Consider the following 20,892-nt stretch of genomic DNA (forward strand, 5'->3'; position numbering starts at 1 on the left):
GGTTCAATCAACCTTTTGGTTGATTTTAATAGGGAATTTTAAACAAAACGGTAGTTCCGTGGTTATTTTGGATATCAAACTGTGCCTTGATTTTTTCCATTCTTTGCCGAATGTTTTTTAAGCCATTACCACCCAAAACTTTTCCTTGTTCTGAGTTTATTCCTTTGCCGTCATCGTGAATTGTGATAATGATGAAGTTGTTTTTTTGAATAGTTATCGTTACTTTTTTTGCTTCGGAATGTTTTACAATATTGTGCAAACATTCCTTGACTGACAAGAAGATATGCCGTCTTACTTCACCTATAATTTTGAAATTCATTTGGTCATCAGGGTAATCAAAAGTTACTGTAAGTTGGTTGTTTTCGCAGTATTCTTGCGCATAGAGTTTGATGTAAGAAAGCAATTCTTCCCAGCTGTTGTTTTCCTCTTTCATAGCCCAAATAATTTCACTCATGCTTTCCACAAGTTCGGTAGAAGTATTTTTGATATTAGTCAAAAGCGATTTATTGTCTTCTTTTTGTAACGCCATCTGACTCAAATAAGTAATTTTGGTTAAACCGCTGCCCAAGTCATCGTGCATATCAGCCGCGATTCGATTGCGCTCTTCTTCCACGGCTTTTTGTTTTTCTAATCTCTTTTTGAAGTTAAAGGCAATGACATACCAAACCAACATCGCAAACAGTATCGATGACAACAAAATAAACCACCAAGTTTGATACCAGTATTCCGCTATGGTAAAGGAATACGGTTTTGAAAGGTAAATCCACTCTTGACTGCCTTTACTTCGCACTCGAGCATTGAAGGTGTAAGTTCCGGCTTTGAGTTTTTGGAAAAAGATGGTACGATTTGATTTGATATCATGCCATTGATGGCTCAAGCCTTTGAGCTGGTAACTGTATTCGAGATTTTTTCCGGTTTCAATGTCTACAGCAACCAACCTGAATTCCAGATTGTTCTCATTAGGGTTAAAATCAAATGAATGCTTACTTATATCAGCATTGATTTTATTGTTTCTTAAGTACTCAAGATATATTTTGGTTGATATTCTTTTCTCTTTCAAAACAATATCAGGGTCAAAACAATACAGTTTATTTTTTGCTCCAATCCACATTTTGTTAGTGGTAGAATTCATTTTGAGCATACTGTAGTTAGTAGGATTGTCTGTAAAACCATTCCAGATATCCATAGGGTAGAAGATGTTGGTTTTCGTATCTAAACAACCCACGCCTTTACTGGTCAAAACCCACAATCTATCTTGGTTGTCAAATTCAATATCGCCAATGTAATTGCTGTTCAAACCGTTTGACAAATTATAGTTTTTAATAGTATGATTGCGAGGATTATATTTGACAATGCCGCCACCTTCAAAAGAAACCCAAATAAAATTAGAGCGATCTTTTTTTAACCCGGTGATTCCGCCGATGAAATAATTTTTGTCTTCTTTGTAATCATTAAAGTTAATTTCTTTAAAAGTATTTGTTTTATAATTCCATTGCAGAAGTAAATTGGAACGATTCACTCCAAACCATAAATTTTTATCTGCATCTTCAAAAACATTTGAATAATAAGAAGAAGCAAACAAAGGATTGCCTTTGTCATCTTTATAGTAAGTAATCAATTTGTTATTTTGAGCCAACTTCCTTACAAAACCGCCGCCGGCATTACCACTATACCAAAAATCACCATTGGAATGTTGGAAAACCAGGGTAATTATATCGGTGATGGGAAACTGTTTTTTTAAGGTTTCTGCTTTTGAAAATAGTCGTGTTTTAAGATCGTAATACCAAACTTCATTATTCTTGTGAGCACCGGAAATGTAGAGTTTTTCATTGTAGGGATAAATGCCCCAATTTTGTATTTCTGTATTTAAGACATTAATTTTCTTGGTTTCGGGATTGATTTTGTAAATTTTACCCAAATAGCTCCCGGCAAACAATTCATTTCCAGCAAAAGCGATTGTATTGATCTCTAATTCTGAAGGATTGGTTATGGTTATTTTTTTTACATTAGAATTTGATTTGCTTTTGTAAACACTCAATCCTTGATTGGTGCCAACCCAAATATTGTTGTTTCTATCCAATAAAAAGCTCGTCGTTAAATCACTCTTGAGTGACAGATCATTTTCATCAAAGTGCCTGATGACCTCTATTTTACCGTTTTTTAATCGATTGATTCCTTTGTAAGTTCCTATCCATAAGGCTTTTTGGCGGTCTTTCAGAAAAGTGATGAAGTTGGGCGATGATACTTCGGGATATTTAAACTGCCGAAGTAATTTTCCTTTATAATCAAAAACATAAAGTCCGGAAAAATAATCCCCTATGTAAATTTTTTGGTCCTCGACATCGACAAACTTTAATTCAAAAAGACCAAAATTTCCTCTTTGATACTGTTTCATGTTGATGGTCATCGTACTGAGTTTCTGTGTAGATAAATCGTACTGATAATAATCAAAACAATTTCCTATTATGAGACGATTGTCACTTAAACTCTCGATAAAAATATGATTGTAAATCTTACCTTTTAGTTTAATTACCCCAACTTTTTTAAGTTGATTGTTTATTAAAATAAAATGATCGGAAAGATTCAAAGCAAAGAGGTTTGCATTGAGCTTTTTAATTCCAATGATTTTTTGGTCCTTAAAATGCTGTACCGTTGAAAGAGTTTGATTTGTGGTGTTTAGAACAGATAATTTGTAATTGACCAACAACAGTATCCTATTGTAATCCAAATTGTGCAACCAGGAATAACTTTCAGAGTTGGCTTGGTTTTGTGCGAAATAAAAGTTGTGAAATTCTGCTCCGTCAAACCTACTAAGTCCTTCTCGGGTGCCAATCCAGATAAAGCCTTTTTGGTCTTCGAGTATAGAGTTGATGTTGTTGTCACACAAACCGTCTTGGGTGTCGTAATTTTTAAAAATATAATCGGCATTTTGACTTTGTAACGATATAGTAAAGCCTAATAGAAATGCTATGAAAGTAATTTTTTGCAACATATTAACGACCAAACATTTTATTGATAGCTTCGGTTTTGTTTTGTACTTGCAATTTTTGATAAATGTGATTCAGATGTCTTTTTACCGTACTGAAAGATATATTGAGTTTGTCTGCAATTTCTTTGTATAAAAAACCTTTGCTCAATAATTCCAAAACTTCTTTTTCTCGTTTGGAAATTAATTCGTCAACAGAAGTCTTGGTTTGGGAAAACGTGTTCAACACTTTGCGGGCAATTTTAGGAGACATTGGGCTGCCGCCTTCATATAGTTCGATTACCGATTCTATGATTTTGTCGGGAGCCGTGTTTTTCAAAATATAACCCGAAGCTCCGGCTTTTAACGCTTCAAATACCTGATCGTTATCTTCATAAATGGTAAACATAATGAACTGTATTTTGGTGTTTATTCTTTTAATTTCTTGTACACAATCGATCCCACTTTTCCCCGGTAGGTTGATATCGGCAATTACAATATCTGGAGTTAATAAAGGCAATTCCGCAATAGCGCTTTCTGCTGTAGTAAAACACCCAAGCAGTTTAAAACGAAAATCAGCTTCAATAATAGATTTAAGCCCTTTTTGAATTTCTTCAATATCCTCTATGATGCAAATAGTTATCATACTAAAAGTTTGAATAACAAAGTAAAGCTACATTTTTTGATTTAGCAATGATACTTAAGGGTGATTTATTTGTAAAAATAATTAACCGCTGCCATAAAAACAACTCATAAAAAAGTCTTAAAACCCAAAATAAATACTGTTGAAATCTATTTATTTACGCTATTTTTGTATCGCTTTTTTAAAACAGAATTCCAACTCATGGAAAAAAAAATATACTCCTTATTATCTTCTACTCGTTTAATGGCTTTTTTGTTTCTTGGCTTTGCTGTCGCGATGGCAGCCGGAACATTCATCGAAAGTAAGTACAATACCGATACAGCCCGAATTTTAGTTTACAATGCTTGGTGGTTTGAAGGTATTATGTTGTTTTTCATGATTAATTTCATCGGAAATATCAAACGTTACCAATTGTATAAAAAAGAAAAATGGGCTACACTATTGTTGCATTTGTCTTTTATTTTCATCATTGCCGGTGCTTTTATCACTCGTTATATCAGTTACGAAGGGATGATGCCTATACGTGAAGGAGCCAGTTCTAATCAGATTTATTCGGATAAATGTTTTTTGACCGTTTATGTTGACGGTATGTATGATGGGAAAATGATGCGCAGAACCTTTGAAAAGCCAATGTTACTTTCGCCGGTAACAAACAATCATTTTTCTATCGATGAAAAATTTGCCGAAATACCGTTTGAAATAGAGTATAAAAATTTTGCTCTTGATGCCAAAGAAGTAGTTAAAGCCGATGCGAAAGGCGATTTGTATCTTAAATTAGTTGAATCCGGCGACGGAACACGTCATGAACACATGCTCAAAGCCGGAGAAGTGCAAAACATACACAATGTTTTATTTGCTCTAGACAAACCAACCAAAGGTGCAATCAACATTGATACCAAAACCAACACCATCACTTCACCGTTTGATGGACAGTTTATGCGAATGGCCGATAAAATGCAAGGCAAAGTAACCAAAGATGTAGTTGAGCCATTAATGTATCGTTCGTTATACAATATGGGTGGAACCCAATTTGTAATTCCTGAATTGCCTAAAAGAGGTATCAAAATCTATGAACCAAGTGGCGATTTTAGAGCCAAAAACGGAGAAGATGCCCTTACAGTAGTCATAAAAACAGCAGGAAAAGAAGAAGAAGTAACCTTGTTGGGCTCTAAAGGAAAACAAGGCGAACCTAAATCATTTAAATTAGGACAATTAGAATTTACCCTGATTTACGGCAGTAAAGTATATGAATTGCCGTTTAGTTTAAAACTCAACGATTTTATCGCAGCAAAATATCCCGGAACTGAAAAGAGTTATTCTTCATTTGAAAGTAAAGTCACTGTTTTAGATGGATCAAAAAAGGAAGATGCTCATATATATATGAACCACATATTAGATTATCGAGGATATCGTTTTTTTCAGGCCAATTTTGATCCGGATGAAAAGGGAACAGTACTGTCGGTTAACCACGATTTTTGGGGAACAACCATTACTTATATCGGTTACTTTTTATTGTTTTTCTGTATGATGGCCATCCTTTTTGTTAAAAACACTCGTTTTGCAGATTTGAAAAGAAAATTAGACAACGTAAAAAGAAAGAAAGCCAAATTAATGACCATTTTGGTGTTGTTGTTTTCTTTCAATGGCTTTGCCCAAAATCATGCACATCAAGCACCGACCGGTAAAATCAACTTCTTAGATTCTATTTTATATTATAAAGTTCCCGAGAAACAAGCTTCACAGTTCGGTAAATTAATTATTCAAGATGCCGGCGGTAGAATGAAACCAATCAACACTTTTGCTTCAGAATTGTTGCGAAAAGTAAGCCACAGCGATAATTTCAACGGTATGAATTCTGACCAAGTATTTTTATCGATGAAACAATTTCCTTTTGCTTGGATTGAAGTTCCACTAGTGTATGTAAAAACCGGAAACGACAGCATTCGAAAAATTTTAGGAGTTGATTCAGGCGAAAAACTAATTCCTTTTAAGAAATTTTTTGACGGCAAAGGCAACTATAAATTGGGTCCTTATTTGGAAGAAGCATACAAAACAGCCAATCCTAACCAATTTGAAAAGGATTTTGTAGAAACGGATAAGAAAATCAATCTGATGAATAGTGCTTTATTTGGCAGCATTCTAAAGATTTATCCGATACCCAATGACAAAAACAACAAATGGGTTTCCAACTTAGAAATCAGTCACAATACCGGAACTGTTTTAGATACCGTTAAAAACGCCTTTCCATATTATTTAGAGTCACTCACTTTGGCCGCCAAATCAAAAGATTATACCATGGCCAATACCATGTTGACCGGTATAGAAACCTATCAAAAAAAATACGGAAAAGCAGTAATGCCTTCTGAAAAGAAAGTAGAATACGAGATTTTATACAATAAGTTCAATATTTTTAAAAGGTTGCCTTATTGGTATATCAGTGTGGCTGCTTTGATGTTTTTGTTTGTTATTATTCAAATTTTCAAAGACAGAAAATGGTTGAGAATAGCCATAAATATTAGTCACATAGCCATAGCATTGTTGTTTCTTTTGCATACTTTAGGATTAATTGCCCGATGGTATATTTCGGGACACGCACCTTGGAGCAATGCTTATGAATCGATTATATATGTGGCTTGGGCCGCCATGTTCTTTGGTTTGGCTTTTGATTTGAAAATTGGAAAGCGTTCTTCAATTTCCGATGCGGCAGTTATGGACACTTTTTTCAGATTGTTTTATATCAAAAGCAGTTCTAAACTGACGGTAGCTTCATCCGCTTTTGTAACCGCTATGATTTTAACAGCAGCTTATGCCAATTGGATTGATCCTGAAATTGCCAATTTGCAGCCGGTGTTAAATTCTTATTGGTTAATGATACACGTTGCCGTTATTGTTGCGAGTTACGGACCATTTGCTTTGGGTGCCATATTAGGATTTGTTACTTTGTTATTAATGTGTCTCACCAATAAAAATAACAAAACTAAAATGGAACTCAACATCAAGGAACTAACTTACATCAACGAAATGGCATTGACAGTCGGATTGGTCATGTTAACCATTGGTAACTTCCTTGGCGGACAATGGGCTAATGAGAGTTGGGGAAGATATTGGGGTTGGGATCCTAAAGAGACATGGGCTTTAATCAGCATTATGGTTTATGCTTTTGTAATTCATGCCCGCTTTGTTCCGGCCTTGAGAAACAAATGGTTCTATAACTTAATGGCGATGTATGCTTTTGTATCGATATTGTTTACCTATTATGGTGTGAATTTCCACTTGGTTGGTTTGCATTCCTACGCTAGTGGCGAAGCCAAATCTTTAAGTTGGATTTGGATGACTTTAGGCGGAATGTCCCTAATTGGTGCTTTGGCTTATCCGAGTTATCGAAAATATTACAGTAAGAAATAATAAAAAGCCCCGAATTACTCGGGGCTTTTTATTTGATATTAATTTGAATTACACTTTTCCTAAAGTATATAACTTCTCAAGTGTTGGCGATTTGCTTCCGCCTGCAGGTTCCAAGGTGATTCCGAAAGCTTCTGCTCCCGCATTGTTTTCCACTTTAAAGAGGGTATTGTCAGCCGTAAAGTTTTCTAACAAACCAACGCTTGTTGGTGTTAAAGGCTCGAGTTTTAAAGCCCAAACTTGGTATACCATGCCTTCAGGCGGTTCCGGCAAACCGGCAGCATCTACATAAACTACTTGTTGCTCTTTGTTCCAATATACTTTGGCTGATGCTGTTGGGTCAATGGCTTGTCCGCCCAATGGGATAACCGAAGTTTTGGCATCTCTAATCACATTCAAAACAGTAGTGGTTTCTTTATTTTTCAATTCTAAACCAACCACCGTTTCTTGCAATTTATTTTTCTCTACTTTAATGGTGTCAATTTGGTTTTGGCTTTCATTCAATTTTGAATATTGAAATCCGATACCGATTAGCAAAGCTACTGAAGCAGCCCAACCGATATAGGTTGCCGTATTGCTTCTCGATTTGAAGTCGATAGTCTTGCCGTGTTTCAATTCGAGTTGGGCTTTGATCTTCTCAAATTGGCTGTGTGAAATAAATGGCGAAAAACTGCTTGAAAGATTGATAATTGCCTTTTCAATAGAAAGGATTTCGGCTTTAATTTCCGGATTTCTGTTCGCCATAGCGTTTACTTCATCATTTTCCGATTCGGTAAGCAAACCATACACATAAAGTTCTAATATGCCTGATTCTATATAGTCTTTAGTTTCCATTATACATTCAAAAATTTACGTAGGTCGTTCATACACATTCGGTTTTGGGTCTTAACAGTTCCCAGTGGGATTTCCAATTCTTCAGAAGCTTCTTGTTGGGTATAGCCTTTAAAAAAGAGCAGGTCGATAATTTGGATACATTTTGGTTTTAGTTTTTTGACAAATTCTAAAATTCCTATAGTATCAATTCTATTGGTTAGTTTGTTACTGTCATCCAACAGATGTACGAAATTATCAGAGGACAGGTTTTTTTGACTGTTGTTAAAACCCTTAGAGCGTAACTTGTCAATAGAAGTATTTCTCGTTATGTTTAACATCCAAGTGTACAATCGGCCTTTGCTTTGATTATAAGTGTCGATGTTCTTCCAAATTTTGACAAACACTTCCTGAAGCACATCTTCCGCTTCTTCTCGGTCTTTGATTAAATTGGTGATAATACTGAAAAGACTTTTAGAATACATATCATAAAGTATCGTAAAAGCTTTTTCCTCCTTCCTCAGAAGCAAGGGTAATAATTCTTCTTGTGTCATACCTAATTTTTTTTTGAAAAGTAAAAATAACGAAACTTTAAGTAAGATATCGCAATAATTTATTATAAAGCTTAATTAATCAATATCCGAAAACCAAAACAAGCTACATTTCGTAATTGCAAATAAGGGAAAATCTGCTATGAGATTTTGTTTAGGTTTTTTGTTTGTGGCAGAAATATTTTTTCTGTCATTTTAAAAAGCTCAATGTTTGAAAATTCATTGGGCTTTTTATTTAACAAAAACTTTAGCAATTGTATAACAACTAACTATTGAATAATAACTAATTTTATAAAAAAATTAAAATGAGAAAACTAATAGGATTGAGTTGCGGCATATTATTATTTTGGAGCTGCCAAAACCAGGCACAATCAAAACCGAGTACCACTACTACAGAAAATCAAAAGACAATGAGCACAGTAAATAAAACAGCAACCATTCACCAATTTAAGGTAAAGGATTTATACGGACAAGAGTTTGACTTTGCTTCGCTAAAAGGTAAAAAAGTTCTAATTGTCAATACGGCTTCGGAATGCGGATTAACACCACAGTATAAAGATTTAGAAGCCATTTATAAAAAATATAAAGACCAAAATTTTGTAATCGTCGGATTTCCGGCCAATAATTTCGGCGCACAAGAACCGGGCAGCAACGAACAAATTGCTAAGTTTTGTGAAATGAATTACGGCGTTACTTTTCCGATGATGAGTAAAGTTTCCGTAAAAGGATCTGACATGACTGAAGTTTATCAATTCTTAACCCAAAAAATTAAAAACGGATTACAAGACAGCGAAGTGGAATGGAACTTCCAAAAATACCTAATCAACGAACAAGGCGAACTGGTCAAAGTATTATCACCAAGAGTATTGCCAACCGATGCCGCTATCGTGAGTTGGATCAACGAAAAGTAAGATAATTGTAATATCAATGTTAAACCTGATGAAGTCATTCGTCAGGTTTTTTGCTTTAAAATAATCGACAAACATCACTAACCACGTGGTTTAAAGAGTTTTTTATCCGTTCAACGATTTTTAATTCATTGTAAAGCTATAGTTATTAGCTTTGATTTAAATATCAATTACCACAATGATTATTATATGAAGAATATTTTCAACCCCGTATACAGAGAGGATTATTTGGAGGGTTATTCCAACGGCCAAAATCCTTACATGAAAATGTCTGCCAATAAAAACGAGGCCTATAATTTTGGATTCGAACAAGGAAGATTAGACTATGAACGATTGAACGGAAAAGTAGCTTACGGCATTCCTCAGTTAATAGTTACCAACAAAGTCTTAGAAGATTTTCTGTTGGCCGGAATGTTGGGAATGGATATAGATTCAGATGGCTATAGTGGTTTCCAAATTGATGTCATCCAAAAATGGTATCAAAGCGGCGTAGAGAAATACAACGCCAACCAGAGTAATTATTTACTCTCTATATTAGAAGAAAACGGCATCGAAATTGCCTGACAAATACCCCTGACTTTTTAAAAAACTGATGAAACCCTCATCAGTTTTTTTGTTTTAAAGCGGTTACTTCAATCTCAATTTTCATTCGACCATCGGCCAAGCCTGCTGAAATCATAGTCGCGGCCGGTCGGCTTTCGCCAAAATACTTTCTGAGAATTGGCCAACAGAGCTTAAATTCTTCCGCATTTGGCACGATATAAAGCACCCGAACTACATCAGTTATTTGGGCGTCGGCTTTGGCTAAGGCAGCTATTATATTTTTAAAACATTGCTCAGTTTGTTCTTCAATGGTTTCCGAAATGGTCATTGTTTCATAATCATATCCTGTTGTACCGGACATAAAAACCCAATCGCCTTGAACTACTGCGCGCGAATATCCGATTTCTGTTTCAAAAGTAGAGCCCGAACTGATGAGTTGTCTTTTCATAAATTAGTTTTTAAAAGTTATTCTAACATCAATTGCATGATTTGAGAATGCAACCAGCGGTCGAATTTAAATCCGGTTTCTTTGAGTACTGCCACTGTTTTAAAACCAAATTGCTCATGAAAAGTCACACTGCTTTGGTTCTCCGAATCAATCACCGCTATCATAGTGTGAAGATTTTGCTTTTTGGCCAAATGAATCAAATTTTCCATAATCATTTTTCCGATGCCTTTGCCGTGAAAATCATTGGCCACATAAACCGAATGTTCAACAGTAAAGCGGTAAGCTTCTCGAAAACGAAACTCGCTGTAGTAACCAAAACCCACTACCTTTTCATCAATAGTGGCAACAATCACCGGAAAACCTTTCTTTAGTTTATCCTCAAAAATTGCCTCTTGCTGCTTTAATGTTCGTGGATGATAATCGTATAAAGCGGTTGAGTGTAGAATGTTATAATTGATGATGTCAACGATGGGTTGTGCATCTTCTGCTTGATAAGGTCTGATACTGATTTCCATGTGGTAAAAGTGTATTCAAAAGTAATAAAACTATTCAATAGTATTGAAAAACCTACACAACTTTGTACCTTTGTAATCCATAAAAAGCAACAATGATTTATCCCAAAATACCGTTGGCACAAAGCATTATTGAAATTTGCAATGCCAAAGGAGTTCACGATATTATTATTTCACCCGGTTCCAGAAATGCACCGTTGACTATTGGGTTTACCAATAATCCTAATTTTCGTTGCTATAGTATAGCCGACGAGCGTTGTGCCGCTTTTTTTGCTTTGGGTATTGCCCAACAAACACAAAAACCGGTAGCCGTGGTTTGTACATCCGGTTCCGCTTTACTCAATTATTATCCGGCATTGGCGGAAGCTTTTTACAGCCAGATTCCTTTTGTTGTGATTTCTGCCGACAGACCTTTTGACAAAATTGATATTGGCGACGGGCAAACCATTCGCCAAGAAAATGTTTTTTTGAATCACTCTTTGTACAATGCCAATTTACTAGAAGAAGCTTCTGAAGAAAACGATGTGTTTATCAATGAAGCCATAAACGTAGCCGTTGCGCACAAAGGTCCGGTGCATATCAATGTGCCGTTTGAAGAACCTTTATACCAAACCACAAATAAGCTAACGGTTGATGTGAATTTAACGAGCTTGTTTAAAATCCATCGCCAAGTTAGGGTAGAAGACATTATCGCGTTTTCGACTTTATGGAACCACAGCCAAAAGATTTTGGTATTAGTAGGCGAATGCGCTCCCAATTCTGTAGAACAAAAATGGATTGATAAGCTTGCCGAATTTCCTTCGGTTGTTGTGCTGACAGAAACGACATCAAACCTGCATCATCCCTCATTTATCAATAACATTGATACACTGATTACGCCTTTTGGTCCAAAAGAATTTACCGAATTACAACCTAGAATACTAATCACTTTTGGTGGCATGATTGTTTCCAAAAGGGTAAAAGCATTCTTGAGAAAATACAAACCAAGACACCATTGGCACATAGACGAACTAAGAGCTTACAACACCTTTGGTATCTTAACCAAGCATTTTGTGGTGAGTCCGAATCAGTTTTTTACGCAGTTTATGCCGCATCTAAAAGAAGTCAAAAGCCATTATAAATCAACTTTTGAAACGATTCATCAGGATAGAAAAGTAAAGCACAACGAGTATTTGGCCAAAGTGAAATTCTCAGATTTAAAAGCTTTTGAAGGCATCTTATCGGCTTTGCCAAAAAACACTCAGTTGCAAATCAGCAACAGTGCCGCGATTCGTTACGCTCAGTTATTTGACATTGATAATTCTATTCAAGTGTTTTGCAACCGAGGAACGAGTGGCATTGACGGCAGTACTTCAACAGCCATCGGAGCAGCGGTAGGCAGTGGAAAGCCAACGGTTTTAATCACCGGAGATGTTGGTTTTTTATACGACAGTAATGCGCTTTGGAACAATTATATCCCCAAGAATTTCAAAATTATATTGATGAATAATGGTGGCGGTGGGATTTTCAGAATTCTTCCCGGTCATCAGGAAAATGAAACTTTTAACACCTATTTTGAGACTTCGCATTGTTTGACGGCAGAGCATTTGGCCAAAATGTATCAGTTAGATTATAGTACGGCAAGCAATGAAGAAACTTTAACCAAAGGATTGAAACAATTGTTCGAAAACAACGACAAACCTGCGATATTAGAAATTTTCACACCCACCAGAGAGAACAACAAACTGTTGTTGAACTACTTTAAAGCCTTGGTCTAAATTTATATCTTTACAAAAACTTACGACGCTGTGAGCCAAACCAATAAACTAAAAATATTCAATGACCCGATTTACGGGTTTATTACTATTCCCAATTCGTTGGTGTATGATTTAATTCAGCATCCTTATTTTCAACGTTTGAGACGTATTTCTCAAATGGGTTTGTCTTATTTGGTTTATCCGGGCGCACATCATACACGTTTTCACCATGCTCTTGGCGCGATGCACATGATGCAACAAGCCGTTGAAGTACTTCGTTTTAAGGAAGTTGCTATTTCAAAAGAAGAGGAAAACGCCTTGTTAATCGCGATTCTTTTGCACGATATCGGGCACGGACCATTTTCGCATGCGATGGAGCACAGTATTGTGGAAGAAGTCAACCACGAAGCTATTTCGTTGTTGTTTATGAATAAATTAAACGAACAGTTTGGTGGGCAATTGAGTTTGGCCATTCAAGTATTCAAAGGCGAATACCATAGAAAGTTCATGCTGCAATTAATATCCAGTCAGTTAGACATGGACAGAATGGACTATTTGAAACGCGATAGTTTTTATTCGGGTGTGGCTGAAGGAAATATCAATTCCGACCGTTTAATCCAAATGATGAATGTGGTTGATGATGTTTTGGTGATGGAAGAAAAAGGAATTTATTCAATAGAAAAATTCTTAATGGCACGCCGATTAATGTACTGGCAAGCTTATTTGCACAAGACTAGTTTGGTCGCCGAATTGACTTTAACCAAAACCTTGCAAAGAGCCAAAGAATTGTTGCAAAAAGGTATAGAAATAGAATGCAGCAAGCCATTGAAGTACTTCATGGAGCATAAAGTTACGCTTGATAATTTTTCAACACATGATTTAGATACTTTTTCCCAACTTGATGATTTTGATATCATTAGTGCTTTAAAAGTTTGGCAGTTTCACGAGGATTTTATTTTGAGTAGTTTAAGCAAAATGATCATCAACAGAGATTTGTCAAAAATCAAACTCAACAGCGAAAAATTTCCGGCAGAAGTACTGCAAGAAATGTCAAATCGATTTGCCAAAGACCACAATATCTCGATGCAGGAAGCCAAGTATTTTATCTTCAAAGGAAAAATAAAAAATCAGGCCTACAGCAAAGAAGCCGAACCCATTCGCATATTGAAAAAGGACCGAAGTATTGAAGATGTAGTAGAAGCTTCTGACCAATTGAACTTGAAAGCATTATCCAAACCGGTTACCAAGTACTTTATCTGTTATCCTAAACAGCTGGCAGAGATTTAACATTAATTTTTTTTTTATACTTTTGTGTCGATGAAACGAACTACCCATATTTTGATACATTCCATGAGAATTACTCCAAATGAGTTCCATCTTATACTTATACCAAACAAAATAGCATAAGATGAAATTTACAGCAGCTCAAATAGCGGGAATTCTGGAAGGCGAGGTCGTTGGAAACCCTGATGCCGAAGTCTTCAAATTGTCAAAAATAGAAGAAGGCACTGAAGGTTCGCTAACTTTTTTAGCCAACCCAAAATACCTCAATTATATCTACTCAACCGAAGCTACGATTACCATAGTCAATAATACCTTTGAACCGGAAAACGAAATTAAAACTACCTTAATCAAGGTAGAAGATGCTTACCAATCTTTTTCAAAATTATTAGAATATTACAACCAAGTAAAACTAATGAAATCAGGGATTGAGCAGCCTACAGTAATTTCAGAAAACGTTACTTATGGTGAGAACTTGTATTTGGGCAGTTTTAGTTATATCGGAAAGAATACCGTAATTGGAAACAATGTAAAAATTTATCCCAATACATTCATTGGAGACAATGTAACCATAGGTGATAATACCATTCTTTTTGCCGGTGTCAGAGTATATTCCGAATCGGTTATTGGTGCTCATTGTACTATACATTCCGGTGCTATCATTGGGTCAGACGGATTTGGTTTTGCTCCTAAGGAAGATGGTTCTTACAGTAAAATACCCCAAATAGGAAATGCTATCTTAGAAGATTTTGTAGACATTGGAGCTTGTACAACGATAGACAGAGCAACATTAGGCTCAACCATCATCAGAAAAGGCGTTAAACTCGACAATCACATCCAAATTGCCCATAATGTTGAAATAGGAGAGAACACGGTTATCGCGGCGCAAACCGGTGTAGCAGGTTCGACCAAAATAGGTAGTAATTGTATGATAGGCGGACAAGTTGGGATTGCCGGTCATTTGACTATTGGTAACAATGTGCGTGTTCAAGCCCAATCCGGTATTGGAAAAAATATAACAGACGGGGAAACCATTCAAGGTTCTCCGGCTTTCAATTATGGTGACTATAGCAAATCGTATGTGCATTTCAGAAACTTGCCTAAGATAGTAGCCGACTTGGAAGAATTAAAGAAAAAATAATAAACTAATAAATAAGCATACCAATGGTTAAACAAAAAACCATCCAAAACGAAGTTTCCTTGACCGGTGTTGGTCTACACACAGGAAAAGAAGTTAAGATGACCTTTAAACCCGCTCCGGTTAATAATGGCTATACCTTTGTCAGAGTTGATTTAGAAGGAAGCCCGGTTATTGAAGCCGATGCCAATTATGTTGTCAATACCCAAAGAGGAACTAATTTGGAGAAACTTGGCGTAAAAATCCAAACCTCTGAACACGTGCTTGCGGCATTTGTAGGTTGTGATGTGGACAATGTTATTATTGAATTAAACGAATCAGAGCCGCCCATTATGGATGGTTCCTCAAAATTTTTCGTAGAAGCCATAGAAAAAGCCGGCATAGTTGAGCAAGAGGCGGAAAGATGTTATTATGTGGTAAAAGAAGTAATTTCTTTTGCTGATGAAGCGACCGGAAGTGAAATCTTAGTAATGCCTGCCGATGACTACCAAGTAACTACTATGGTCGATTTTGGTACCAAAGTTTTAGGAACCCAGAATGCGACTTTGAAAAACATAGCCGATTTCAAAACCGAAATCTCCGATGCCAGAACATTTAGCTTCTTGCATGAATTGGAAACTTTATTGGATAACGGTTTAATCAAAGGCGGCGATTTAAACAATGCCATCGTTTACGTTGACAAAGAGATTTCCGAAAAAACAATGAACAACTTGAAAGTGGCTTTCGGAAAAGAAAAAATTTCGGTAAAGCCGAACGGTATACTTGACAACCTTACTTTACATTATCCTAACGAAGCTGCGCGTCACAAATTATTAGATGTTATTGGTGATTTGGCCCTAATAGGAACCCGAATTAAAGGAAAGGTAATTGCCAATAAACCCGGTCACTTTGTAAACACCCAGTTTGCCAAAAAGTTGTCTAAAATTATCAAAATCGAACAAAAGAATCAAGTTCCGGTTTATGATTTGAATGCTGAGCCTTTAATGGACATTCATCAAATCATGAATACTTTGCCTCACCGTCCGCCGTTTTTATTCGTTGACCGAATCATTGAAATGTCAGACAGTCATGTGGTTGGTTTGAAAAATGTAACGATGAACGAAAGTTTCTTCGTAGGCCATTTCCCTGAAGCACCGGTTATGCCGGGTGTAATCATCGTAGAAGCCATGGCACAAACCGGAGGAATCTTAGTTTTAAGCACCGTTCCTGATCCGGAAAATTACTTGACCTTCTTTATGAAAATAGACAATGTGAAGTTCAAACACAAAGTACTTCCCGGAGATACTTTGATATTCAAATGCGATTTGATTACCCCAATAAGAAGAGGAATTTGTCACATGCAAGCCAAAGCTTATGCTAACGGAAAGTTGGTGGCCGAAGCCGAATTAATGGCACAAATAGCCAAGAAAAGTTAGTTATGTAACATCAGCTTTTAGCATTTAGCTATTAGCAAAAAAAAAATAAAAAAAAGCTAACAGCTAAACGCTGTCAGCTAAAAGCAAAAAATACAAATATGAATCAACCGTTAGCTTATGTACATCCTGGTGCCAAAATCGCTAAGAATGTTGTTATCGAACCGTTTACTACTATTCACAACAATGTAGTTATTGGTGAAGGAACATGGATAGGTTCCAATGTGACTATTATGGAAGGCGCACGTATTGGGAAAAACTGTAATATCTTTCCCGGTGCTGTAATTGCTGCTGTACCACAGGATTTAAAATTTGGCGGAGAAGATTCGCTGGCCATTATTGGCGATAATTCAACCATCAGAGAATGTGTAACCATCAACCGTGGTACAATTGCTTCCGGGCAAACCGTAATCGGGAAAAACTGTTTGGTTATGGCTACCGCACACATTGCTCACGATTGTCACATAGGTGATAACGCTATCATTGTAAATGGTGTAGCTTTAGCCGGACACGTAATTGTGGGGAATTATGCCATCATTGGTGGTTTGGCTGCGATTCATCAGTTTATCCATATTGGTGATCACGCCATGATTTCGGGAGGTTCATTGGTGCGTAAAGATGTTCCGCCTTACACCAAAGCGGCGAAAGAACCACTATCTTATGTCGGAATCAACTCGGTAGGTTTAAGAAGAAGAGGATTTACTTCTGAAAAAATCAGAGAGATACAAGATATTTACAGAATATTGTACCAAAAAAATTATAACACTTCTCAAGCCATGGCCATCATTGAAGGGGAAATGGAAGCCACACCGGAACGTGACGAGATTCTGGATTTCATCAGAAACTCTTCAAGAGGAATCATGAAAGGCTACTCAGGTTCATATTAAATCCAGAATTATTTTAAACAAACAAACAAATTCCAAATTAACAAATACACATTAAAATGGCATCTACAGCAGATATTAGAAACGGATTATGCATCAAGTTCAATCACGATATTTATAAAATTATCGAATTCCTACACGTTAAACCGGGGAAAGGACCGGCTTTCGTTAGAACCAAATTGAAATCGTTAACCAACGGTAAAGTGTTAGACAATACTTTTTCGGCCGGACATAAAATAGATGTGGTTCGCGTTGAAACACACACTTTCCAGTTTTTGTATTCAGAAGGAAATGATTTTCACTTCATGAATGTAGAATCTTATGAACAAATCACTTTAAACAAAGATGTATTAGACGCACCGGATTTATTAAAAGAAGGAACCAACGTTATGGTACAAATCAATACAGAAACCGATTTGCCGTTATCTGTTGATATGCCGGCTTCTATCGTATTAGAAGTAACTTATACTGAGCCCGGCGTTAAAGGAAATACCGCCACCAACGCCACTAAACCGGCCAAAGTAGAAACCGGGGCAGCTGTAAATGTTCCTTTGTTTATCAATGAAGGAGATAAAATCAAAATCGATACAGCTACGGGTAAATACATGGAAAGAGTGTAATTAATTTGAAGATTAAATGATTTGAAGATTACTGTCTTCATTTTCAGATTACCAAATTTTCAAATTTTCAAATTAAAACAAATGAAGTTTCCAAGAATACATACACTCAAAGAAATTGCTGAAATCATCAATTGCCAATACGTTGGTGCTGATGATTTTGCGGTTCATGGCATGAATGAGATACACGTGGTTGAACCGGGTGATATTGTTTTTGTAGACCATCCGAAATATTACGACAAAGCTTTACAATCGGCAGCGACTATTGTTTTAATCAACAAAGAAGTCGATTGTCCGGAAGGCAAAGCCTTGTTGATTTCTGATGATCCTTTTAGAGATTTCAATAAATTGACTAAGCATTTCAGACCTTTTGTAGCGGCCAATACAAGCGTATCGGCTTCTGCTCAAATAGGAGAAGGAACAGTCATTCAACCGAATTGTTTTATCGGTCACCACGTAACTATTGGTAAAAACTGTTTGTTGCATGCTAATGTAATTGTGTATGACAACACGGTTATTGGTGACAATGTGATCATTCACTCGGGAACCATTTTGGGTGCTGATGCTTTTTATTACAAAAAGCGTCCGGAAGGTTTTGACCAATTGCTTTCCGGTGGAAGAGTGATTATTGAGGATAATGTAGGCATAGGAGCGTTATGTACCATCGATAAAGGCGTTACAGGCGATACCACAATTGGTGCGGGAACTAAAATTGATAACCAAGTCCACGTAGGACACGATACGATTATCGGTAAAAAATGTCTGATTGCGGCTCAAACCGGAATTGCCGGCTGTGTAGTCATTGAAGATGAAGTGACACTTTGGGGGCAAGTGGGCACTACCAGCGGCATTACCATAGGTGCCAAAGCAGTAGTGCTGGGCCAAACCGGTGTAAGTAAATCTATTGAAGGCGGAAAAACCTATTCGGGAACTCCGATAGATGAAGCTCGTGAGAAGATGAAGCAGTTTGCCTACATCAAAAAAATACCTGAAATTTTAAATAAACTTAAATAAAGTATGGGCGCTAAAGCTATCGTTCAAGAATTTTACAAATCGGATGTAATATTAGACGCGGATAAAGTGAAAGCTTTACTGCATCCTGATGTTGTTTTGGAATGGCACAGTACCAAAGGTTTTTTGAAACTTCACCAAAGTCAAATCGTTGAATTGAGTACAGAGTTGAGCAAAGCCTATCTTCGTTCCAAATCAAGAATCTCACATATCGTTGCCAACGGTAATACGGTTGCTGTTCGTTATGCACACTATGTAAAAACCATTGAAAATCCCAGAGAGGAAATGATGTTGGCGCACTTCATGGTCGTTTGGGAAGTCAAAGATGATAAATTATACCGTGGCTATCAGATGAGTCAACTATAGTAATTTTGCAAAAATCTGAATACTGCATATTGAACACTGAATACTATTTCATACTTTTGCATCACAAAAAATAAACACAAATAAACAAACACAAACATGAGCGTTTTAGTTAATAAAAATTCAAAAATAATAGTACAAGGATTTACCGGAAGTGAAGGCACCTTTCACGCTTCGCAAATGATTGAATACGGCACCAATGTAGTTGGTGGTGTTACACCCGGGAAAGGTGGTTCAACCCATTTAGACCGTCCGGTTTTTAATACGGTTAAAGATGCGGTAGAACAAGCCGGAGCTGATACTTCTATCATTTTTGTACCACCGGCCTTTGCTGCCGATGCTATTATGGAAGCTGCCGATGCAGGAATCAAAGTAATCATTGCGATTACTGAAGGTATTCCGGTGGCCGATATGATTAAAGCGTATAATTTTGTAAAAGGAAAAGACTGTCGTTTGGTAGGACCAAACTGTCCGGGAGTAATTACCCCTGAAGAAGCTAAAGTAGGGATCATGCCTGGTTTCGTTTTCAAAAAAGGAAAAGTGGGGATTGTTTCTAAATCGGGAACTTTAACTTATGAAGCGGCAGACCAAGTAGTAAAACAAGGGTTAGGGATTACAACCGCTATCGGAATTGGTGGAGATCCAATAATTGGAACTACAACCAAAGAAGCCGTTGAATTGTTGATGAATGACCCTGAAACCGAATGCATTATCATGATAGGTGAAATCGGAGGACAGTTAGAAGCCGATGCAGCTAAATGGATTAAAGCAGACGGAAACCGCAAACCGGTAGTTGGTTTTATCGCCGGAGAAACAGCTCCAAAAGGACGTACAATGGGTCACGCCGGTGCAATCGTTGGTGGTTCTGACGATACAGCGGAAGCCAAAAAACGAATCATGAGAGAATGTGGTATCCACGTAGTAGATTCTCCTGCTGAGATTGGTAAAAAAGTAAAAGAAGTGATGGGATAATTGATTCCTCAACTTTATATATAAATGAAAAGCCTCGAGAAATCGGGGCTTTTTTGCTTTGGCACCTTATTTGTTCTCTACATGTAACAAAAAAAATGTAACAATTATGATTGTTACACATAAACTTGTTACAAATGGAAAAAAAAAGAGCCTACCTCAGAAATGAATTAAATCTGACTCAAGAAGAAATGGCAATGATATTAAAGACTAAACGTTTGCAATTGGCACTATATGAGTTGGAATCAAGAGAATTACCAAGCATCGCTTCAAAAAGATTAACAGCAATAGAATTTTTCATGGCTACTGCCAAAGCACCTGAAGCAAAGGATTTTCCAAAGCTAGAGGAAGAAAAAGAAAAATTTCTCGCGAAAGCCTTAGACGATTGTAAATATTATCAGTTGGGTATCATTAGAAAGCTACCCAATATGGAAGAAGCTTGTCAAACAGCATTAAAACTACTCCAACTGATTGATTATTTAAAAGAACAGGTTAATGAAGAAGCACTGCATCCCGGAGCCATAGTAATCTTAAAAGAAAAAGTCCAAAAGAGCCTTGATAAAAACGGTCCAAAAGAATTGATGAAACTTAATTTACAACTGCAAGTATTACAAGCAGAAGAAGCCTTGCTAAAAAGTTTAATTGAGGGTAGTGGGGTAGAAAAACAATTGTAGAGACGCGATGCATCGCATCTCTACA

Annotated in this window: 19 protein-coding genes; 13 read left to right on the forward strand and 6 right to left on the reverse strand. The window is 36.6% G+C overall.

Features of this window, described 5'->3' with window-relative positions:
* Positions 1 to 25: 25 nt before the first annotated feature.
* On the reverse strand, positions 26 to 2,992 hold the full coding sequence (locus P7V56_RS08705) for a ligand-binding sensor domain-containing protein (protein WP_171223268.1): 2,967 nt from the start codon (positions 2,990 to 2,992) through the stop codon (positions 26 to 28).
* 1 nt (position 2,993) lies between these two features.
* Positions 2,994 to 3,611 (reverse strand): response regulator, encoded by a 618-nt coding sequence (locus P7V56_RS08710; protein ID WP_171223269.1) that lies wholly within the window; start codon positions 3,609 to 3,611, stop codon positions 2,994 to 2,996.
* Positions 3,612 to 3,809: 198 nt separating this feature from the next.
* Here P7V56_RS08710 and P7V56_RS08715 point away from each other — a divergent pair, with 198 nt between their 5' ends.
* Positions 3,810 to 7,013, forward strand: a complete 3,204-nt coding sequence (locus tag P7V56_RS08715) for a cytochrome c biogenesis protein CcsA (RefSeq protein WP_171223270.1) — start codon at positions 3,810 to 3,812, stop codon at positions 7,011 to 7,013.
* Between the two features lie 48 nt (positions 7,014 to 7,061).
* On the opposite strand, the gene P7V56_RS08720 is transcribed toward P7V56_RS08715, so the two are convergent.
* Complete coding sequence (locus tag P7V56_RS08720; protein WP_171223271.1) at positions 7,062 to 7,844, reverse strand: anti-sigma factor; 783 nt, start codon at positions 7,842 to 7,844, stop codon at positions 7,062 to 7,064.
* Positions 7,844 to 8,374: an RNA polymerase sigma factor gene (locus P7V56_RS08725; RefSeq protein ID WP_171223272.1), complete on the reverse strand. Its 531-nt coding sequence runs from the start codon at positions 8,372 to 8,374 to the stop codon at positions 7,844 to 7,846. The genes P7V56_RS08720 and P7V56_RS08725 overlap by 1 nt, the downstream gene beginning before the upstream one ends.
* Positions 8,375 to 8,676: 302 nt before the next feature.
* Here P7V56_RS08725 and P7V56_RS08730 point away from each other — a divergent pair, with 302 nt between their 5' ends.
* Positions 8,677 to 9,282 carry a glutathione peroxidase gene (locus P7V56_RS08730; protein WP_171223273.1) on the forward strand — a complete coding sequence of 202 codons (606 nt, stop codon included), beginning with the start codon at positions 8,677 to 8,679 and terminating at the stop codon, positions 9,280 to 9,282.
* Positions 9,283 to 9,468: 186 nt separating this feature from the next.
* Entirely contained in the window at positions 9,469 to 9,843 is a 375-nt protein-coding gene (locus P7V56_RS08735; protein ID WP_171223274.1) for a hypothetical protein, read from the forward strand.
* A gap of 40 nt (positions 9,844 to 9,883) precedes the next feature.
* Here the strand turns inward: P7V56_RS08735 and P7V56_RS08740 are convergent, their stop codons facing one another.
* Positions 9,884 to 10,270 (reverse strand): RidA family protein, encoded by a 387-nt coding sequence (locus P7V56_RS08740; RefSeq protein ID WP_171223275.1) that lies wholly within the window; start codon positions 10,268 to 10,270, stop codon positions 9,884 to 9,886.
* Between the two features lie 17 nt (positions 10,271 to 10,287).
* A complete protein-coding gene (locus P7V56_RS08745) occupies positions 10,288 to 10,785 on the reverse strand; it encodes a GNAT family N-acetyltransferase (RefSeq protein ID WP_171223276.1) in 498 nt (165 codons plus the stop codon).
* Between the two features lie 92 nt (positions 10,786 to 10,877).
* On the opposite strand from P7V56_RS08745, the gene menD reads away from it, so the two are divergent.
* From menD to P7V56_RS08795, 10 genes are all read left to right on the forward strand, one after another.
* Positions 10,878 to 12,539: a 2-succinyl-5-enolpyruvyl-6-hydroxy-3-cyclohexene-1-carboxylic-acid synthase gene (gene menD / locus P7V56_RS08750; RefSeq protein WP_171223277.1), complete on the forward strand. Its 1,662-nt coding sequence runs from the start codon at positions 10,878 to 10,880 to the stop codon at positions 12,537 to 12,539.
* 30 nt (positions 12,540 to 12,569) lie between these two features.
* Entirely contained in the window at positions 12,570 to 13,805 is a 1,236-nt protein-coding gene (locus P7V56_RS08755) for an HD domain-containing protein (protein ID WP_171223278.1), read from the forward strand.
* Positions 13,806 to 13,926: 121 nt separating this feature from the next.
* Positions 13,927 to 14,940 (forward strand): UDP-3-O-(3-hydroxymyristoyl)glucosamine N-acyltransferase, encoded by a 1,014-nt coding sequence (lpxD, locus tag P7V56_RS08760; RefSeq protein WP_171223279.1) that lies wholly within the window; start codon positions 13,927 to 13,929, stop codon positions 14,938 to 14,940.
* A 23-nt stretch (positions 14,941 to 14,963) separates the two neighbouring features.
* On the forward strand, positions 14,964 to 16,352 hold the full coding sequence (locus P7V56_RS08765) for a bifunctional UDP-3-O-[3-hydroxymyristoyl] N-acetylglucosamine deacetylase/3-hydroxyacyl-ACP dehydratase (protein ID WP_171223280.1): 1,389 nt from the start codon (positions 14,964 to 14,966) through the stop codon (positions 16,350 to 16,352).
* 98 nt (positions 16,353 to 16,450) lie between these two features.
* Positions 16,451 to 17,236, forward strand: a complete 786-nt coding sequence (gene lpxA, locus P7V56_RS08770; RefSeq protein WP_171223281.1) for an acyl-ACP--UDP-N-acetylglucosamine O-acyltransferase — start codon at positions 16,451 to 16,453, stop codon at positions 17,234 to 17,236.
* Positions 17,237 to 17,292: 56 nt separating this feature from the next.
* Complete coding sequence (efp, locus tag P7V56_RS08775; protein WP_171223282.1) at positions 17,293 to 17,853, forward strand: elongation factor P; 561 nt, start codon at positions 17,293 to 17,295, stop codon at positions 17,851 to 17,853.
* Between the two features lie 81 nt (positions 17,854 to 17,934).
* Entirely contained in the window at positions 17,935 to 18,864 is a 930-nt protein-coding gene (locus P7V56_RS08780) for a UDP-3-O-(3-hydroxymyristoyl)glucosamine N-acyltransferase (protein WP_171223283.1), read from the forward strand.
* 3 nt (positions 18,865 to 18,867) lie between these two features.
* The gene (locus tag P7V56_RS08785; protein WP_171223284.1) at positions 18,868 to 19,227 is read left to right on the forward strand and encodes a nuclear transport factor 2 family protein; all 360 of its coding nucleotides are present in this window, start codon (positions 18,868 to 18,870) and stop codon (positions 19,225 to 19,227) included.
* A gap of 96 nt (positions 19,228 to 19,323) precedes the next feature.
* On the forward strand, positions 19,324 to 20,196 hold the full coding sequence (sucD, locus tag P7V56_RS08790) for a succinate--CoA ligase subunit alpha (protein WP_171223285.1): 873 nt from the start codon (positions 19,324 to 19,326) through the stop codon (positions 20,194 to 20,196).
* Between the two features lie 134 nt (positions 20,197 to 20,330).
* The gene (locus tag P7V56_RS08795) at positions 20,331 to 20,867 is read left to right on the forward strand and encodes a hypothetical protein (protein WP_171223286.1); all 537 of its coding nucleotides are present in this window, start codon (positions 20,331 to 20,333) and stop codon (positions 20,865 to 20,867) included.
* Positions 20,868 to 20,892 lie beyond the last annotated feature (25 nt).

The organism is Flavobacterium sp. IMCC34852 (genome assembly GCF_030643905.1).
In the GTDB taxonomy this organism is placed as follows: Bacteria; Bacteroidota; Bacteroidia; order Flavobacteriales; family Flavobacteriaceae; genus Flavobacterium; species Flavobacterium rivulicola.

Excerpts from the sequence above, each read along its gene's own strand:
- P7V56_RS08705 (WP_171223268.1), bottom strand. The coding sequence starts at position 2,992 with ATGTTGCAAAAAATTACTTTCATAGCATTTCTATTAGGCTTTACTATA.
- P7V56_RS08710 (WP_171223269.1), bottom strand. The coding sequence starts at position 3,611 with ATGATAACTATTTGCATCATAGAGGATATTGAAGAAATTCAAAAAGGG.
- P7V56_RS08715 (WP_171223270.1), top strand. The coding sequence starts at position 3,810 with ATGGAAAAAAAAATATACTCCTTATTATCTTCTACTCGTTTAATGGCT.
- P7V56_RS08720 (WP_171223271.1), bottom strand. The coding sequence starts at position 7,844 with ATGGAAACTAAAGACTATATAGAATCAGGCATATTAGAACTTTATGTG.
- P7V56_RS08725 (WP_171223272.1), bottom strand. The coding sequence starts at position 8,374 with ATGACACAAGAAGAATTATTACCCTTGCTTCTGAGGAAGGAGGAAAAA.
- P7V56_RS08730 (WP_171223273.1), top strand. The coding sequence starts at position 8,677 with ATGAGAAAACTAATAGGATTGAGTTGCGGCATATTATTATTTTGGAGC.
- P7V56_RS08735 (WP_171223274.1), top strand. The coding sequence starts at position 9,469 with ATGAAGAATATTTTCAACCCCGTATACAGAGAGGATTATTTGGAGGGT.
- P7V56_RS08740 (WP_171223275.1), bottom strand. The coding sequence starts at position 10,270 with ATGAAAAGACAACTCATCAGTTCGGGCTCTACTTTTGAAACAGAAATC.
- P7V56_RS08745 (WP_171223276.1), bottom strand. The coding sequence starts at position 10,785 with ATGGAAATCAGTATCAGACCTTATCAAGCAGAAGATGCACAACCCATC.
- menD (WP_171223277.1), top strand. The coding sequence starts at position 10,878 with ATGATTTATCCCAAAATACCGTTGGCACAAAGCATTATTGAAATTTGC.
- lpxD (WP_171223279.1), top strand. The coding sequence starts at position 13,927 with ATGAAATTTACAGCAGCTCAAATAGCGGGAATTCTGGAAGGCGAGGTC.
- P7V56_RS08765 (WP_171223280.1), top strand. The coding sequence starts at position 14,964 with ATGGTTAAACAAAAAACCATCCAAAACGAAGTTTCCTTGACCGGTGTT.
- lpxA (WP_171223281.1), top strand. The coding sequence starts at position 16,451 with ATGAATCAACCGTTAGCTTATGTACATCCTGGTGCCAAAATCGCTAAG.
- efp (WP_171223282.1), top strand. The coding sequence starts at position 17,293 with ATGGCATCTACAGCAGATATTAGAAACGGATTATGCATCAAGTTCAAT.
- P7V56_RS08780 (WP_171223283.1), top strand. The coding sequence starts at position 17,935 with ATGAAGTTTCCAAGAATACATACACTCAAAGAAATTGCTGAAATCATC.
- P7V56_RS08785 (WP_171223284.1), top strand. The coding sequence starts at position 18,868 with ATGGGCGCTAAAGCTATCGTTCAAGAATTTTACAAATCGGATGTAATA.
- sucD (WP_171223285.1), top strand. The coding sequence starts at position 19,324 with ATGAGCGTTTTAGTTAATAAAAATTCAAAAATAATAGTACAAGGATTT.
- P7V56_RS08795 (WP_171223286.1), top strand. The coding sequence starts at position 20,331 with ATGGAAAAAAAAAGAGCCTACCTCAGAAATGAATTAAATCTGACTCAA.